This is a genomic window from Bradyrhizobium sp. Bra78 (assembly GCF_024519855.1).
Classification (GTDB): domain Bacteria; phylum Pseudomonadota; class Alphaproteobacteria; order Rhizobiales; family Xanthobacteraceae; genus Bradyrhizobium; species Bradyrhizobium japonicum_G.
This window is the reverse complement of the sequence record NZ_JALJRE010000009.1, coordinates 1-14,567: the sequence shown is the minus strand read 5'-3', so window position 1 is coordinate 14,567 and position 14,567 is coordinate 1. Positions and strand designations below refer to the sequence as shown.

Sequence of the window (14,567 nt, the reverse complement as noted above, 5' to 3'; positions counted from 1 at the left end):
ATCGGGAGAGCAGGGTGGAGCGATTACCCTGCGTCGCGCGTTTCCTCGGTCGGATAGACCCCGCGCAGCACCTCCTCGAAGTGCATCTTCACGGCGTCGTTGCACAGGCAGGCGCGCAGGCGCAGGCCGTCGCGGTTGCGGACCAGGATCGATCCGCGCCGCGTGTCGAGCACGCCTTCCGCCTTGAACGATTGGAGCACGCGGCTGGCATAGCTGCGGCCGACGCCGAGCAGCGTCGCGAGCTGTTCGTGCGTCAGCGGCACGCTGTTCTCGTCGCCGGTCCGCTCCATCGCCGCCAGGATCCATTTGGCGGTACGTTGCTCGATCGAGTGAATGGCGTTGCAGGCCGTCGACTGGAAGATCTGTGCCAGCAAGCAATCGGCATAGCGGGCAAAGACATTGCGCAGCGACGCCGAGCGCAGCTTGGCCGCTTCCAGCTTGCCGACGTGAATGCGCGCAAACGGCCCGCCGAACTTCACGCAGATCCGGGTGTAGGCCGGCAGAAACCCCTCGCTGACGATGCCGCCCACCGCGCCCTCGCGGCCGACCAGGATGGTCTCGACGTCGCGGCCGTCCTCATTGGGGACGAGAAAGGTCGCGAGCGACGGTCCGCAGGGGAAGTGGACCACCTGAACGTCGTCGCCGGGGTTGTACAGCAGCTCGCTCGCCGCGGAATCCTCGACCGCCACGTGAGGCCCGAGCAGGGCGTAGTCGGCCTGGCTCAGGCGCCTCAGGAGATTGTTTGCCGGCCGGCTCTCGACCTCGGCTGCCCTACCGATCCGCGCATCCATCGTGAATTCCCCATCCTTCCTCTTACATAGCGGGTTCCGCCCGGCGCTTGTGTGCACAAGTGGACAGACTGGAGAACTATGATGTGGTGGGTTTCGTTCCAGGAACCCTTCGATGCGCTAGGTGAGGCGTCGTGGTGCGGCTGTCCCGATCAGAAAACCTCCAAATTCAAGATGAGATCATGACACCCGCACTTTCCGATGACCGAGCCTGGCCGGCCGATGTCCTGATCGTCGAGGACGATCCGATCATCGCGATCGATTTCGAGGATCGGCTGCTCGGATTCGGGGTCAAGGGCGTGCGGACCGTCGGTTCGGTCAGCCAGGCGCTGGACGCCATCGCGAAGCGTGCGCCGGATTTCGCGCTGCTCGACGTCGAACTGATCCGGGAGAAGAGCTTTGCGATCGCCGAGCGGCTGGCTTCCTTGAAGATTCCGTTCGTCTTCGTCACCGGTTACGGCGCCGATGCACGCATTCCGCCGGAATTCGTCAGCCAGCCGCGCCTGCAGAAGCCGTGTTCGACCGACGCGCTCGAGGCCGCGCTCCAGGTCCGCGCGGCCGATTAGCGATGCGGCGTCAGGCCTGCTTCGGATCGAGCGTGGTCGACCACAGCGCGACGTCGGCGCGGTCGCGCAAGGTCACCGTCATCCGGCCGGAGGCGCCGTCGATCTTGACGTGACCGAAGAACTGCATGCCGGCCGATGGCGGCAGGTTCTGGCTGTCCTTGTCCGGCGCCTTGACGAAGCGCACCTCGGGCCCAAAGGTGTTGTCGAGCGCGTTCGGACCGAAGGTGCCCGCATGCAGCGGTCCCGAGACGAATTCCCAGAACGGCTCGAACTCCTGGAATTGCGCCTTGTTCGGATCGTAATAATGCGCGGCGGCGTAGTGCACGTCCGCAGTCAGCCACACCGTGTTGCTGATCGGCGCCATCTTGATGAAGCGCAGGATGTCGGCGATCTCGAACTCGCGGCCGCGCACCGGGCCGTCGCCTTGCGCGAACGCTTCCGAGCCGCCCTTCGGCGTGTCCGCGACGACGAGGCTGAGCGGCATGTCGGAGGCGATCACCTTCCAGGTCGCGCGGGAATTCAAAAGGCCGCGCTTGAGCCAGGCCATCTGGTCCGGGCCGAGGAAGTAGCTGGCCGGCCCGTAAGCGGCTTCGAGATTGGCGCCGTTGGGGCCGCGATAGCTGCGCTCGTCGAGCACGAACACGTCGAGATGCGGGCCGTACGAGATCTGGCGATAGACCCGGCCGGGCTCATTGATGCTTTCGCGCATCGGATACATCTCGTGGAAGGCGCGGCCCGCGCGGGCCGCCAGTAGCGAGATGTCGCGCACCTTGTAGGTCGCGGGCAGCTCCTTCGACAGCGACCAGTTGTTGGTCACCTCGTGGTCGTCCCATTGAACGAAGATCGGCACTTCGGCATTGAAGGCGCGGACATTGTCGTCGATCAGATTGTATTTGTGCGCGGCGCGGTACTCGTCCAGCGTCTCTGCAACCTTGGCCTTTTCCGGAATCGTGACGTTCTTCCAGATCTTGCCGTCGGCGAGCTTCACCTCGGACTGGATCGGACCGTCGGCATAGATGGTGTCGCCGGAATGCAGGAAGAAATCCGGCTTGTGCTTGCGCATCGCGGCGAAGGTGACCATGCCGCCGTCATCGGGATTGATGCCCCAACCCTGGCCGGCGACGTCGCCGCCCCAGACGAAGCTGACATCGCGGCGGTCGGCCGGCGCGGTACGAAAGCGGCCGATCACCGGCTCGCCTTCCACCGCGGTGTGCGAGAGATCGCGAAAACGAACGCGGTAAAAGATATCCTGTCCGCCCGGCAGGTTTTCGATCAGCATCTTTGCGGTAAAGTCGCTCTCGGGCAGCGCCGCGATCGGCGGCAGCGCGCGGGCGTCCTTGAACGATTCCGTCGTTGCCACCTCGACCAGCATCTGCGACGGACGATCGGCGCGCGCCCAGACCACGCCGCCGTCGACGGTGACGTCGCCCGACTGCACGCCGTGGGTCACGGCCGGCCGGTCGGCCGCGCGGGAGAGATAGGGCATTGCGACCGCGCCAAGCGCGCCGGCGCTGGTCGTCAGGAAACGGCGGCGGGAGAATTTGATGTTCATGGGACGGTCTCGATCGCGTGGAGACGGCCGCCCCGGCGGCCGCAACGGTGAAGTCCGATGCTATATTGAGGCAATGTGACGCAGCGATTACGCGCGCAGGCGTCTACCCGTTGCCGGCGGCCCTGAACTGCGGGCCTGCGCGTTGCGGGCTCTGCGGCTGGCTGTACAGCACCGCCTTGCGGTCGGCGACAGCGGCGTGGAACTGGTCGAGCGCGATGTTGAAGGCAGTGAGGGCGCCTTCCTCGATCGCGCCGTGGTCGTAGCAGCGCAGCGTGTCACGCAGGATCTCGTCGGCCTCGGTCTGCATCTGGTCGAGATCTTCGGTGGTCTCGCTCTTCCGTGCGGCGGGGATCATGTCGAGCAGCCGCTCGCGCAGATGGCTGTTGTTGTCGCGCTCGTCCTTCTTCAGATAGCCCGCAAACCAGGCGCCGAGCGAGCCCATGGCGGAGAGCGCCATCAGGGTCCACCAGATGTAATCGCTGTATTTGTCGAGGAAGGTCTTCTCCTCGCCGTCGACGAAGGCGGCCGCGCCCGGATGCGCGGGGATCACCGCATCCTTGTCGGTGTCGGGCGTTTCGATCTTTGCCGTCAGCGGGAATTCCGTTACCAATTGCTGGCGGACCGCGAAAAGCTGGCGCGTGAACGCCGCGATGGTGGTTTCGGACACGGCCTTCCGCGCCACGATGTGGTGCGCGAAGCTGATGGTCTTGACCTCGTCGTCCGGACGAGAGGGCGAGCCGCCATAGGTGCCGGCGGGAATCTCCGATGCTTCATAGACCGGATGATTCTGTGCGATCGCATCCGCCGAATCGATCGCGAGGAAGGCCGGCGTGCCGAAATCCTTGGCGGATGCGGCGATCGCATCCGACGTGATCTTGCTGTTGACGGGGCCGGCCGCGAGATAGGCATCGGCCTTCTGGGCCTTGATCGCCTCGGCGGCTTCATTGGCCGGGAACTGAATGATCTCGACCTTGGCGGGATCGACGCCGTATTGCTGGAGGATCACCTTGAGCAGGTTGACGTTGGCCTGGGTGCGGCCGACCACGCCGACGCGATGGCCGGCGAGCTGCGTGATCTTGGTGATCTTCGCGCCCTTCTTCTTGCCCTTGCCGGGCACGGACCACAGCACCACGACGTTCTTGCGCAGGATTGCGACCGCTTGCGCGTTCTTCGGCACGTCGACGTCGCCGCGCACGATGGCGAGGTCGGCCTTGCCTTCCGCGAGCGCTTCGGCGCTGGCGGTGGCGCCGTCGGTCTGGATCGGGCGCAGCCGCACCTGGCTCTTGCTCTGCGCGAAGGCCTGCGTCAACGCCTGCACGACCTTGAGGTCATCGCTGTTGGCGGGACCGACCGCGATCTTCAGCGTCACCGGACGCATCGCGAAATAATAGCCGCCGGCCAGCGCTCCGACGATCGCAAGCACCAGTGCGAGAGTCACGAGCGCCGTCTTCCGCGCCGCTGATCGCGGCGAAGGCGGGTTGGGCGCTTCGGCCAGGTCCAATCCCCCGGTCATCGATCTCCCGAACAGTCGCTTGAGGCTCAGTTTCATCTTGGCCGGCGATTTACACCCGCAAGTGTAGCAAATTTCTTGTCCAGCGGGGTTACATCTCCGTCATGGTTAGCGGATGGAGCAAATCCCGGATGAACCCGGGGTGTCAGCACGGAGTTAGGGTAAAGTTCCCCTGAAGCAAGGAGGCGAGGATGGCAGAACGGCTTTCGGCGGAGGCGCGCAGGCAGGCGATCGGAGGACTATCGGGCTGGACCGAGATCGAGGGTCGCGACGCGATCGCGAAGACCTTTGTCTTCAAGGACTTCAACGAGGCGTTCGGCTTCATGACCAGGGCCGCGCTGGTCGCCGAGAAGATGGACCACCACCCCGAATGGCGTAACGTCTACAAGACGGTGGAGGTGGTGCTGTCGACCCATGATGCCGGCGGCGTCACCGCGCTCGACATCGAGCTGGCCAAGACGATGAACGCGATCGCCAGGCTGACACCAGGCTGACGTCTTGCAGCGACCGGGGGCATCCTTATCTTGTGGTCAGCACGGGATGCGGCGATCTGCCTCCCCTTGCTGAACCGGGAGTTTTCCGAACATGGCTGCCGAACACAGCGTCGGTTTCGAGCCGGCCGACCGGCTCGCGGAAGATCGCGAGGGCGTACGCCGCCGCTTCTGGCGCAAGCTGAAGCGCGTTGCCGCGCATCTGCCGTTCGCCGAAGACCTGCTCGCCGCCTATTACTGCGCGTTCGACCGGCAGACGCCGCGCCACGTCCAGGCCTCGCTGCTCGGGGCGATCGCCTATTTCATTCTGCCGTTCGACTTCGTTCCCGACGTGATGCCGATCCTCGGCTTCACCGACGACGCCGCCGTGCTCGCCACCGCCATCCGCATGGTCGCCGGCCATATCACGACGGAACATCGTGAGGCTGCGCGTGCTGTTTTGAAGCGTGGGCTGGGTGAGGGGGAAGCGCAGTAGCAGTGCGCTACTTGCACTCCAACGTCGTCCTGGCGAAAGCCAGGCCGACCCGTAGAGGAGTTTGCTATACGCCCTGCATCCTCACGGATGCAGGATCACCTTGCCCATGGCCTGACGTCCCGCCAGCACCTTCAGGGCGTCGGCGGTCTGCGCCAGCGGGAAGGTGCGGTCGACATGCGAGGAGATCTTTCCTTCCGCCGTCCACTTCACCAGCTTCTCGAGATTGGCGCGGTTCTTGGCCGGATTGAGCCGGGTCCAGGCGCCCCAGAACACGCCGCGGATGTCGCAGCCCTTCAACAGCGCGAGGTTCAGCGGCATCTTCGGAATGTCGCCGGCGGCGAAGCCGATCACGAGGAAACGGCCTTCCCAGGCGATCGAGCGCAGCGCCTGCTCGGCATACGCACCACCGACCGGATCGAAGATGATGTCGACGCCCTTGCCGCCGGTGAGTTTTCGCAAGCCTTCCTTCAAATCTTCCTTGCCGTAGTTCAGCGTCAGCTCGGCGCCATGCGCTTTGGCGAATTCGAGCTTCTCGTCCGACGAGGCGCAGGCGATCACCTTCAGGCCCATCAGCTTGCCGAGCTCGCAGGCTGCAAGGCCGGTGCCGCCGGCGGCGCCCAGCACCGCGAGCGTCTCGCCCGGTTTCGGGCTGGCGCGGTCTTCCAGCGCATGCAGCGCGGTGCCGTAGATGATGATGATGCCGGCCGCGCGGTCAAAGTCGAGATTGTCGGGAATCTTCACGATCGATGCCGCCGGCAGCGCGATCTTTTCGCGCGCGCCGTTGTGGCCGCAGGACGCGACGACACGATCGCCGACCTTCAGATCCGTCACGCCGGGGCCGATGCTCTCGATCACGCCGGCGACTTCCGCGGCCGGTGAGAACGGGAACGGCGGCTTGATCTGGTACTTGCCCTGGATCATCAGCAGGTCGAAGAAGTTCAGCGCCGCGGACTTGATCGCGATCACCGCTTCGCCGGGACCTGCCACCGGATCCGGTACGTCCGCGAGCACGAGATCGTCGGGCTGGCAATATTGCGAGCAGAGGATGGCTTTCATGGCGGCACCTTGGGGCGTTTCGAGGTGGAATTATAAGTTGGATCGTTTCTGCCGGATTTAGGCACGGCCGACAATCCGGTTTCTTTGTCTCAGGCAGCGCGAGGGCCTATCCTCGCAATGACGAAACAAGAAGAACAAGGATTCAAACGATGTTTGAAACAGGCCTGCTCAAGGACAAGCGCATCCTCGTCACCGGTGGCGGCTCGGGTCTCGGTGCTGCGATGGCGCGCCGCTTCCTCACGCTTGGCGCCGAGCTCGTGATCTGCGGCCGCAGGCTCGATCGGCTCGATGCGGCTGCGAGCGAGATGCGCGCGCAGACCGGCGGCAAGGTCACGGCGATCGCCTGCGACATTCGCGATGGCGCCGCCGTCGATGCGATGATGGACGCGATCTGGCGCGAGGCACCGCTGGATATTCTCGTCAACAATGCCGCCGCGACCTTCATCGCGCAGAGCGAACATCTGTCGTTCCGCGCCGCCGATGCGATCCTGGCGCCGACGCTGCACGGTGCGATGTATTGCACGCTCGCCGCCGGCAAGCGCTGGATTGAAGCCAGGCATGGCGGCGTCGTGCTCTCGATCCTCTCGACCTCGACCATCACCGGTCGCGCCTTCACCGTGCCGTCGGCGATGGCGAAGTCGGCGGTGCTGGCGATGACCAAAAGTCTCGCGGTCGAGTGGGGCCCGAAGGGAATCCGTACCGTCGCGATCGCGCCGGGACCGTTCCCGACCGCCGGGGCATCGGGGCAGCTCCGCCCCGAGGGCCGTGACGAGGGCTGGACCGCGCGCAACCCGCTGGGGCGCACCGGCGAGCATGGCGAGCTCGCCGACCTCGCCAGCTTCCTGGTCTCGGACGGCGCCGGCTACATCAATGGCGAGATGGTGGTGATCGACGGCGGCGCGCATTTGCGCAGTTCCGGCGCCGAAGACCTGTTGCGCTGGACCGACGCGCAATGGGCCGAACAGCGCGCTGCGCGCATCAAAAGCTAGCTGCTGCGTCCTCCTTAACTGCCTTCCCAAATTGGACTTTCCCGGGTATCCCTGCCGCGGGGACAACGCGCGGCCGGGCCATCTTCCAGTCACAATATTGAGGGAACCACTCCAGCATGTGGCGGGTGCTGAATTTAGCTTTGATGATTGGCGTTGCGGCCTTGGGAATCACCGATTCCGCGCGGGCGCAGACGGCGCAACCGGCGCCCAAGCCTGGACCGAAAGAGCCTGCACCGAAATCAGCCGCGCCGGCGGCCCATGCGACCGGAAAGACGGCCGCAAAGCCCGAGAGCAAGCCGGTGGCCCCGCCCGCGGCGGTTGCGGGCGGCGCCGAGCCGACCCTGATCGGCCAGTTCGGCACCTGGGGCGCCTATTCGGCCGCGCCCAATGGCAAGAAGGTCTGCTTCGCGCTGGCCAAGCCCTCGTCGTCGAAGACCAATCCACCGAATCGGCCGCGCGATCCCGCCTATGCCTTCGTCTCGACGCGGCCGGCGGAGAAGGTCAACAACGAGGTCTCGGTCATGATCGGCTACGCGCTGAAGCCGGGCTCGGAATCCTCGGCCGAGGTCGGCGGCGCCGCCTTCGCCATGTACACGCAGGGCGACGGCCTCTGGATCAAGAACGCGGCCGAGGAGGATCGGATGGTCGAAGCCATGCGCAAATCCGCCGATCTCGTGGTCAAGGGCGTCTCGGCCAAGGGGACCGAGACGACCGATACCTTCTCGCTGAAGGGTCTCGCCCAGGCGCTGGACCGGATCTCGCAGGACTGCCGACGGTAAGACTGCCGACGATAGGACTGCCGGCGTTAAGGCTGCAGGCGGTATCACGGTCGCAATCGGCGGTTCCGGTTGCTATATAAGGCCGGTTCCAGATTTCTTCCGTCATTCCGGGGCGATGCGCAGCATCGAGCCTGGAATCTCGAAGTTCCGGGTCTGGTCATCAGGACCATCCCGGAACGACCAAGCCATTAGGTCCATTCAATGCAACCGACGACCGAGCCGCACAACGCAATCCTGGTGGAGAAGACTCCGCTCGAAACCTATGTGCCGCCGGCCAAGCCGTCTCTGATCGGCCTGTCGCGCACCGAGCTTGCCGATCGCCTCGACGAAATCGGCGTTGCGCCTGCGCAGCGCAAGATGCGCGTGCAGCAGCTCTGGCACTGGATGTATTTCCGCGGCGCCCAGAATTTCGACGACATGACGTCGGTCTCGAAGGGCATTCGCGCCGAGCTCGCGCAGCACTTCACCGTCGACCGGCCCGAAGTCGTGGCCGAGCAGATCTCCAACGACGGCACCCGCAAATGGCTGCTGCGTCTGCCGAGCGGCGACAATGTCGAGAAGGCGCATGAAGTCGAGTGCGTCTACATCCCCGAGACCGATCGCGGCACGCTCTGCGTCTCCTCCCAGGTCGGCTGCACGCTGAACTGCTCCTTCTGCCACACCGGCACGCAGCGCCTGGTGCGCAACCTTACCGCAGGCGAGATCGTCGGTCAGATCATGGTCGCCCGCGACCGCCTCAATGACTGGGCCGATCGCGAGGACGGCACCCGCCGCGTCACCAACATCGTGATGATGGGCATGGGTGAGCCACTCTACAATTTCGATGCGGTGCGCGATGCGCTGCTGATCGTCGGCGACAATGAAGGCATCGGCATCTCCCGTCGCCGCATCACGCTGTCGACCTCGGGCGTGGTGCCGAACATCGTGCGCGCGGGCGAGGAGATCGGCGTGATGCTCGCGATTTCGCTGCATGCGGTGCGCGACGAGCTTCGCAACGAACTGGTGCCGCTCAACCGCAAATATCCGATCAAGGAATTGCTGCAGGCCTGCCGCGATTATCCCGGCGCCTCGAACGCGCGCCGCATCACCTTCGAATATGTGATGCTCAAGGGCGTCAATGATTCGCTCGACGATGCCAAGCTGCTGGTGAAGATGCTCAAGGGCATTCACGCCAAGATCAACCTGATCCCGTTCAATCCCTGGCCGGGTACGGCCTATGAATGCTCGGACTGGGACCAGATCGAAAAATTCTCCGAATATATCTTCAACGCCGGCTATTCCTCGCCGGTGCGCACCCCGCGCGGCCGCGACATCCTCGCCGCCTGCGGCCAGCTCAAGTCGGAGACCGAAAAGCTCTCGGCCCGCGAACGCCAGACGCTGCGCGCCATGGCGATGACGGACTGATAGACAATGCACGCAGTCTCGCATCCTCGTCATTGCGAGCGAAGCGAAGCAATCCAGCGTCTTTCCGCAGAGACAGGATGGATTGCTTCGCTTCGCTCGCAATGACGGGCAGTGAGTTTTCCCAGCATGTCCCTGATCGGCCGCCTCGTCGTCATCTTCATCGGCTTTCTCGCCGCCTGTTTCGTCGGCGGCATGATCGTGGTCGTCGCGCTGCTGTTTCCGGAGTTCGCCGATCTGGGCGCCGGTCCCGTCGATGAGGGCACGATCGACGTCCTGCTCGGTTTCGGCTTCATCTTCGTCTCGGGCTTTGCGCTGGTGCCGGCGGCGGTGATCGTCGCGATCACCGAGGCGCTCTACATCCGCAGCGCGCTGGCCTATGCCGTCGGCGGCGGCCTCGTGGGGCTCGCCTGCTATCTCGGCCTCGTTCCCTTCCACTCCGATACCTTGCAGTTCGAGGGCGTCGTGCGGCGGCATCTGGAGATCATGACGGGCGCGGGCATCGTCGCGGGCGTCGTCTACTGGCTGATCGCCGGCCGCAACGCCGGCGCCTGGCGCAATCCGCCGCTGCCGCGCAAGCCACCTCCGCCGCTGCCGTCGAATTCAAGGCCGGATGCGCACTGATTGTCTTGACCTTCCCCGGGGTTTTCATCTCCGCCCCACTCCGCTAAACCGCGCGCCATGAACCGGACTGGACTCTTCATCGCCCTGGCGCTGTGGCTCGTGATCGGCGTCGTCTTCGGCCTCTATCCCGAGCTCGATCTCAAGCTCGCCGCGCTGTTTTTCGACCCTGAGACGAAGACGTTTCCGCTCAAGCTGAACGACTGGGCGGCCTTCGCGCGCGACGCCGCGATGTGGGTTGCCTGGGCGTTCGTGCTGCCGCCGCTGGTCGCGCTCGTGGTCAAGATGATCCGGCCCGATCGTCCCTTGTTGGTGTCGGGGCGCGCGATCGTGTTCCTGCTGGTCACCATCATCCTGTCGGCGGGCATTTTGACCAATCTCACCTTCAAGACCTATTGGGGCCGGCCGCGTCCGGTGGTGGTGACGCAGTTTGCCGGCGACCAGCAGTTCGTGCCGTGGTGGGATCCGCGCGGCGACTGCGCGCGCAATTGTTCATTCTTTTCGGGCGAAGGCGCGACCGCGTTCTGGACGCTGGCGCCCGCCGCGCTGGCGCCGCCGGCATGGCGGCCGCTCGCCTATGCCGGTGCGGTTGTCTTCGGTGCCGTCACCAGCGGGCTCCGCATGGCCTTCGGCGGCCACTTCTTCACCGATGTCTCGATCGCCGGCTTCGTCACCTTCGTCGTGATCTGGTTTGCCTACGCGCTGATTTACCGCTGGCCGCGGACGCGATTTTCGGACGAGGCGGTCGACGCCGCCCTGACCCGCCTGAACATGCCCGCCTACCGGCTCCGCCAGCGCCTGTTCGGCAGCAAGACGGGCCCCGAGCCGTCGATTTGAGCCATTAAATGCGTGCCGAGGCGTGCGAAATTTGATATTCGCGCGGTCAACTCGCAAACGACATCAGCCCCCTTGAGACCCGATTGGAAGCCCCATGACCACGATCCTGAAAAGCCTGCCCAAGGGCGAGAAAGTCGGCATCGCGTTTTCGGGCGGCCTCGACACCAGCGCGGCGCTGCTCTGGATGAAGCAGAAGGGCGCGCGCTGCTACGCCTATACCGCCAATCTCGGCCAGCCCGATGAAGCCGACTACAACGAGATCCCGCGCAAGGCGCAGGAGTTCGGTGCCGAGAAGGCCGTGCTGGTCGATTGCCGCACGCAGCTAGTCCACGAAGGCATCGCCGCGATCCAGTCCGGCGCCTTCCACATCTCCACCGGCGGCATCACCTATTTCAACACCACGCCGCTCGGGCGCGCCGTCACCGGCACGATGCTGGTCGCGGCGATGAAGGAAGACGGCGTCAACATCTGGGGCGACGGCTCGACCTTCAAGGGCAACGACATCGAGCGCTTCTATCGCTACGGCCTGCTGACCAATCCGGGCCTGCGCATCTACAAGCCCTGGCTCGACCAGCAGTTCATCGACGAGCTCGGCGGCCGCGCCGAGATGTCGGCGTTCATGACCGCGCAGGGCTTCGCCTACAAGATGAGCGCCGAGAAGGCCTATTCGACCGACAGCAATCTGCTCGGCGCGACGCACGAGGCAAAGGATCTCGAAAGCCTCGACAGCGGCATCAAGATCGTCAACCCGATCATGGGCGTGCCGTTCTGGCGCGACGACTGCAACGTCAAGGCCGAGAAGGTCGTGGTGCGCTTCGAGGAAGGCCAGCCGGTCGCGCTGAACGGCCAGACTTTCTCTGATCCCGTCGCACTGTTCCTCGAAGCCAACGCCATCGGCGGCCGCCACGGCCTTGGCATGAGCGACCAGATCGAGAACCGCATCATCGAAGCCAAGAGCCGCGGCATCTATGAAGCGCCGGGCATGGCCTTGTTGCACATCGCCTATGAGCGCCTCGTCACCGGCATCCACAACGAGGACACCATCGAACAATACCGCATCAGCGGCATGCGCCTCGGACGCCTGCTCTATCAGGGCCGCTGGTTCGACTCGCAGGCCCTGATGCTGCGGGAGACCGCACAGCGCTGGGTCGCGCGCGCCGTCACCGGCGAGGTGACGCTCGAGCTGCGCCGCGGCAACGACTATTCGATCCTGAACACCGAGAGCCCCAACCTGACCTATGCGCCCGAGCGGCTCAGCATGGAGAAGGTGGAGGACGCCGCCTTCACGCCGGCCGACCGCATCGGCCAGCTCACCATGCGCAATCTCGACATCGCCGACACGCGCACGAAGCTGAAGCTGTACACGGAGACGGGCCTGCTCTCGGGCAGCGAAGGCTCGCAGATCTTCAGGCTGGAGAACGACAAGGGCCAGCCGTAGCCGGCACTGTTGCCTCATTCGTCATTGCGAGCGAAGCGAAGCAATCCAGAATCTTTCCGCAGCGATAGTCTGGATCGCTTCGTCGCTTCGCTCCTCGCAGCAACGAAAACAAAAATGGCCGGGATCGCTCCCGGCCATTTTGCATTTGGGTGTCGCCTCAGCGCGGCGGCGCGGTGCCGGGCGGGGGCGGCGGCAGCGAGGCCTGGCCGCCGTTGAGCAGCGGCGTGATGTTGCGGACGGTGACCCGCCGGTTGATCACGCTCGGCCCTTGCGTCTGCTCCTTCAGGTACTGCTCGCCATAGCCCTGCGACGTCAGGTTCTCAGCCGGCACACCGAACTGCTGGGTCAGCAATTCGGCCGCGGACTGCGCACGGCGGTCCGACAATGACAGATTGTCGACGTCGTTGCCGACCGCGTCGGTGTGCCCTTCGATCAGGAACACCACGCGCGGGTTGGCCTGGATCGCACGGTTGAGACCATCGGCGATCGACTGGAGCTTCGCCGCCTGGTCCGGCGGGATGGTCCACGATCCCGTCTCGAAGTTGATCGTGTTGACGTCGATGCTCGGCATCTGCATGCGAACATTGGGGCTGTAGCGGATTTCGTCGAGCGTGTAGCGACGGTCGATCCGCTGCACCGGCGGTGCCACCATGGTCTGGTAGATCACATCCGGCGACGCTTCCTGGGCGTCGACGATGTAGCGATCGTAGGGAATGTTGACCACCGGAGGCGGCGCGTCGACATAGAAGCCGCCGATCGACTGCGGATCGCGGTAGCTGTTGTCGATGATGACGATCTCGCGCCCGCGGGGGTCCCTGCGGATTCGCCGCAGCAGCCGACCGTCCGGACTGACCACGGTGATGATCTCGCTGCCGTCGGGACGGATCACGACGGTGCGGGTGTCGCCGCCGACGGTGTCGGTGCGGATGTCGCGGGCGCCGTAGCGGAAGCGATAGAGATCGTTGCCGCGGACGTATGTCTGCCCGCCCGGATCGCGGATGATGATGCGGTCCGGCTCGGTGTAGACGGTGCGGCCGCCTTCGACGGCCTCGCGCCGCTGGCTGTGGAGGTCGGCGATGGTGGCGCCGATCACGGCGCCGGCCACCACGCCCGCACCGATCGCGATCGGTGTCAGGTCACGCTGCGGCGGACGCGGCGCCGGCGGCAGGGGCGTGGTCGTCGTGGGCGCGGCGCGGAAAGCGGGCGCAACCGTCGGCGGAGCATTTTGCGTTCTGCCGGGCGGCGGCGTTGCGGCCGCCGAGCCGGAGACGGTGCTCGGGGCTGCGACGCCGGCGGGAGGAGCCGGCGGCCGGGGCGGGACGCCTGCCTGCGGCTGGGCTGGCGGGGTTCCGGCAGCAGGGGCGCCCGCGGGAGGCACGCCACCCTGACGTCCCGGCGGCGGTGTCACGGCGCCACCGGGCGCCGGCGTCGCAGTCGGGGACGGGGTTGCGCCGGGCGCAGGAGCCGAACCCGGACGGCCGGGTGGCGGCGTCGGAGCGCCACCAGGGGCAGGCGTCGCGGTCGGAGCGGGCGTTGCGCCTGGAGCAGGTGACCCTGCCGCCGGAGGCGCGCCAGGACGTCCGCCAGGGGGCGGTGCACCGGGGCGGCCAGTCGGCGGCGTGCTGCCCGGAGCCGGCGTTGCGGTCGGCGCAGGGGTTGCTGTCGGCGCAGGCGTGGCGGTTGGGGCAGCAGGCGTCGCCGGGCGCGCTGCGGGAGCAGCAGGTGCCGGAGTGGGCGTTGCCGTCGGCGCAGGCGCCGGCCGTCCCGAAGGACCCGCTGCCGGAGGCGGCGGAGGCGTGGGCGCATGCTGCTGCGGAGCCGCGGCGGGCGGCGGTGTGGGAGCCGGGCGTGCCGCGGGCGGTGCCGGAGGCGGAGGCGTGGGCGCGTGCTGCTGTGGGGCCGCGGCGGGCGGTGCGGGAGCCGGGCGTGCTGCGGGCGGTGCCGGAGGCGGAGGTGTCGGCGCGCGCTGCTGCGGAGCTGCTGCCGGCGGCGGCGAAGGCGGCTTCGGGGCGGCCGGCGGCGGTGGGGGCGGCGGCGGCGCCGGACGGGCCGCGGGGGGTGGTG

At 66.1% G+C, this 14,567-nt stretch carries 14 protein-coding genes; 9 read left to right on the top strand and 5 right to left on the bottom strand.

The annotated features are described in order from the left end of the window. Positions 1-23: 23 nt before the first annotated feature. Positions 24-791, bottom strand: a complete 768-nt coding sequence (locus OC450_RS20300; RefSeq protein WP_211383683.1) for a Crp/Fnr family transcriptional regulator — start codon at positions 789-791, stop codon at positions 24-26. Between the two features lie 179 nt (positions 792-970). On the opposite strand from OC450_RS20300, the gene OC450_RS20295 reads away from it, so the two are divergent. Then, positions 971-1,354, top strand: a complete 384-nt coding sequence (locus OC450_RS20295) for a response regulator (protein WP_211383682.1) — start codon at positions 971-973, stop codon at positions 1,352-1,354. A 10-nt stretch (positions 1,355-1,364) separates the two neighbouring features. Here OC450_RS20295 and OC450_RS20290 read toward each other — a convergent pair whose 3' ends face one another. After that, positions 1,365-2,906, bottom strand: coding sequence for an alkaline phosphatase D family protein (locus OC450_RS20290; protein ID WP_211383681.1), 1,542 nt, complete (start codon positions 2,904-2,906; stop codon positions 1,365-1,367). Between the two features lie 103 nt (positions 2,907-3,009). Further along, entirely contained in the window at positions 3,010-4,455 is a 1,446-nt protein-coding gene (locus OC450_RS20285) for a TAXI family TRAP transporter solute-binding subunit (RefSeq protein ID WP_211383680.1), read from the bottom strand. A gap of 152 nt (positions 4,456-4,607) precedes the next feature. On the opposite strand from OC450_RS20285, the gene OC450_RS20280 reads away from it, so the two are divergent. Together OC450_RS20280 and OC450_RS20275 are read left to right on the top strand one after the other, a co-directional pair. After that, positions 4,608-4,910, top strand: coding sequence for a 4a-hydroxytetrahydrobiopterin dehydratase (locus OC450_RS20280; protein ID WP_211383679.1), 303 nt, complete (start codon positions 4,608-4,610; stop codon positions 4,908-4,910). Positions 4,911-5,001: 91 nt separating this feature from the next. Further along, positions 5,002-5,382, top strand: coding sequence for a YkvA family protein (locus tag OC450_RS20275; RefSeq protein WP_211383678.1), 381 nt, complete (start codon positions 5,002-5,004; stop codon positions 5,380-5,382). 81 nt (positions 5,383-5,463) lie between these two features. Here OC450_RS20275 and OC450_RS20270 read toward each other — a convergent pair whose 3' ends face one another. Then, positions 5,464-6,438, bottom strand: coding sequence for an NADPH:quinone oxidoreductase family protein (locus OC450_RS20270; RefSeq protein ID WP_211383677.1), 975 nt, complete (start codon positions 6,436-6,438; stop codon positions 5,464-5,466). Positions 6,439-6,587: 149 nt separating this feature from the next. Between OC450_RS20270 and OC450_RS20265 the strand changes: the two genes are divergently transcribed. The 6 genes from OC450_RS20265 (at position 6,588) to argG (ending at position 12,503) form a co-directional block, all read left to right on the top strand. Then, positions 6,588-7,427 (top strand): SDR family oxidoreductase, encoded by an 840-nt coding sequence (locus tag OC450_RS20265; RefSeq protein ID WP_211383676.1) that lies wholly within the window; start codon positions 6,588-6,590, stop codon positions 7,425-7,427. Between the two features lie 116 nt (positions 7,428-7,543). Next, positions 7,544-8,206, top strand: coding sequence for an invasion associated locus B family protein (locus OC450_RS20260; protein WP_256807420.1), 663 nt, complete (start codon positions 7,544-7,546; stop codon positions 8,204-8,206). 201 nt (positions 8,207-8,407) lie between these two features. Beyond that, the gene (gene rlmN / locus OC450_RS20255) at positions 8,408-9,610 is read left to right on the top strand and encodes a 23S rRNA (adenine(2503)-C(2))-methyltransferase RlmN (protein ID WP_262048532.1); all 1,203 of its coding nucleotides are present in this window, start codon (positions 8,408-8,410) and stop codon (positions 9,608-9,610) included. A gap of 126 nt (positions 9,611-9,736) precedes the next feature. After that, positions 9,737-10,231: a hypothetical protein gene (locus OC450_RS20250; protein WP_211384207.1), complete on the top strand. Its 495-nt coding sequence runs from the start codon at positions 9,737-9,739 to the stop codon at positions 10,229-10,231. A 57-nt stretch (positions 10,232-10,288) separates the two neighbouring features. Next, positions 10,289-11,065 carry a phosphatase PAP2 family protein gene (locus OC450_RS20245; RefSeq protein ID WP_262048531.1) on the top strand — a complete coding sequence of 259 codons (777 nt, stop codon included), beginning with the start codon at positions 10,289-10,291 and terminating at the stop codon, positions 11,063-11,065. Between the two features lie 94 nt (positions 11,066-11,159). Further along, positions 11,160-12,503 (top strand): argininosuccinate synthase, encoded by a 1,344-nt coding sequence (gene argG, locus OC450_RS20240; protein WP_211383672.1) that lies wholly within the window; start codon positions 11,160-11,162, stop codon positions 12,501-12,503. 157 nt (positions 12,504-12,660) lie between these two features. Here the strand turns inward: argG and OC450_RS20235 are convergent. Next, the coding region (locus OC450_RS20235; RefSeq protein WP_262048530.1) for an OmpA family protein at positions 12,661-14,567 on the bottom strand (1,907 nt) is incomplete at its 5' end.

What these genes read in the sequence shown, in the direction of transcription:
- OC450_RS20300 (WP_211383683.1), bottom strand. Translation starts at nt 791, where the DNA reads ATGGATGCGCGGATCGGTAGGGCAGCCGAGGTCGAGAGCCGGCCGGCA.
- OC450_RS20295 (WP_211383682.1), top strand. Translation starts at nt 971, where the DNA reads ATGACACCCGCACTTTCCGATGACCGAGCCTGGCCGGCCGATGTCCTG.
- OC450_RS20290 (WP_211383681.1), bottom strand. Translation starts at nt 2,906, where the DNA reads ATGAACATCAAATTCTCCCGCCGCCGTTTCCTGACGACCAGCGCCGGC.
- OC450_RS20285 (WP_211383680.1), bottom strand. Translation starts at nt 4,455, where the DNA reads ATGAAACTGAGCCTCAAGCGACTGTTCGGGAGATCGATGACCGGGGGA.
- OC450_RS20280 (WP_211383679.1), top strand. Translation starts at nt 4,608, where the DNA reads ATGGCAGAACGGCTTTCGGCGGAGGCGCGCAGGCAGGCGATCGGAGGA.
- OC450_RS20275 (WP_211383678.1), top strand. Translation starts at nt 5,002, where the DNA reads ATGGCTGCCGAACACAGCGTCGGTTTCGAGCCGGCCGACCGGCTCGCG.
- OC450_RS20270 (WP_211383677.1), bottom strand. Translation starts at nt 6,438, where the DNA reads ATGAAAGCCATCCTCTGCTCGCAATATTGCCAGCCCGACGATCTCGTG.
- OC450_RS20265 (WP_211383676.1), top strand. Translation starts at nt 6,588, where the DNA reads ATGTTTGAAACAGGCCTGCTCAAGGACAAGCGCATCCTCGTCACCGGT.
- OC450_RS20260 (WP_256807420.1), top strand. Translation starts at nt 7,544, where the DNA reads ATGTGGCGGGTGCTGAATTTAGCTTTGATGATTGGCGTTGCGGCCTTG.
- rlmN (WP_262048532.1), top strand. Translation starts at nt 8,408, where the DNA reads ATGCAACCGACGACCGAGCCGCACAACGCAATCCTGGTGGAGAAGACT.
- OC450_RS20250 (WP_211384207.1), top strand. Translation starts at nt 9,737, where the DNA reads ATGTCCCTGATCGGCCGCCTCGTCGTCATCTTCATCGGCTTTCTCGCC.
- OC450_RS20245 (WP_262048531.1), top strand. Translation starts at nt 10,289, where the DNA reads ATGAACCGGACTGGACTCTTCATCGCCCTGGCGCTGTGGCTCGTGATC.
- argG (WP_211383672.1), top strand. Translation starts at nt 11,160, where the DNA reads ATGACCACGATCCTGAAAAGCCTGCCCAAGGGCGAGAAAGTCGGCATC.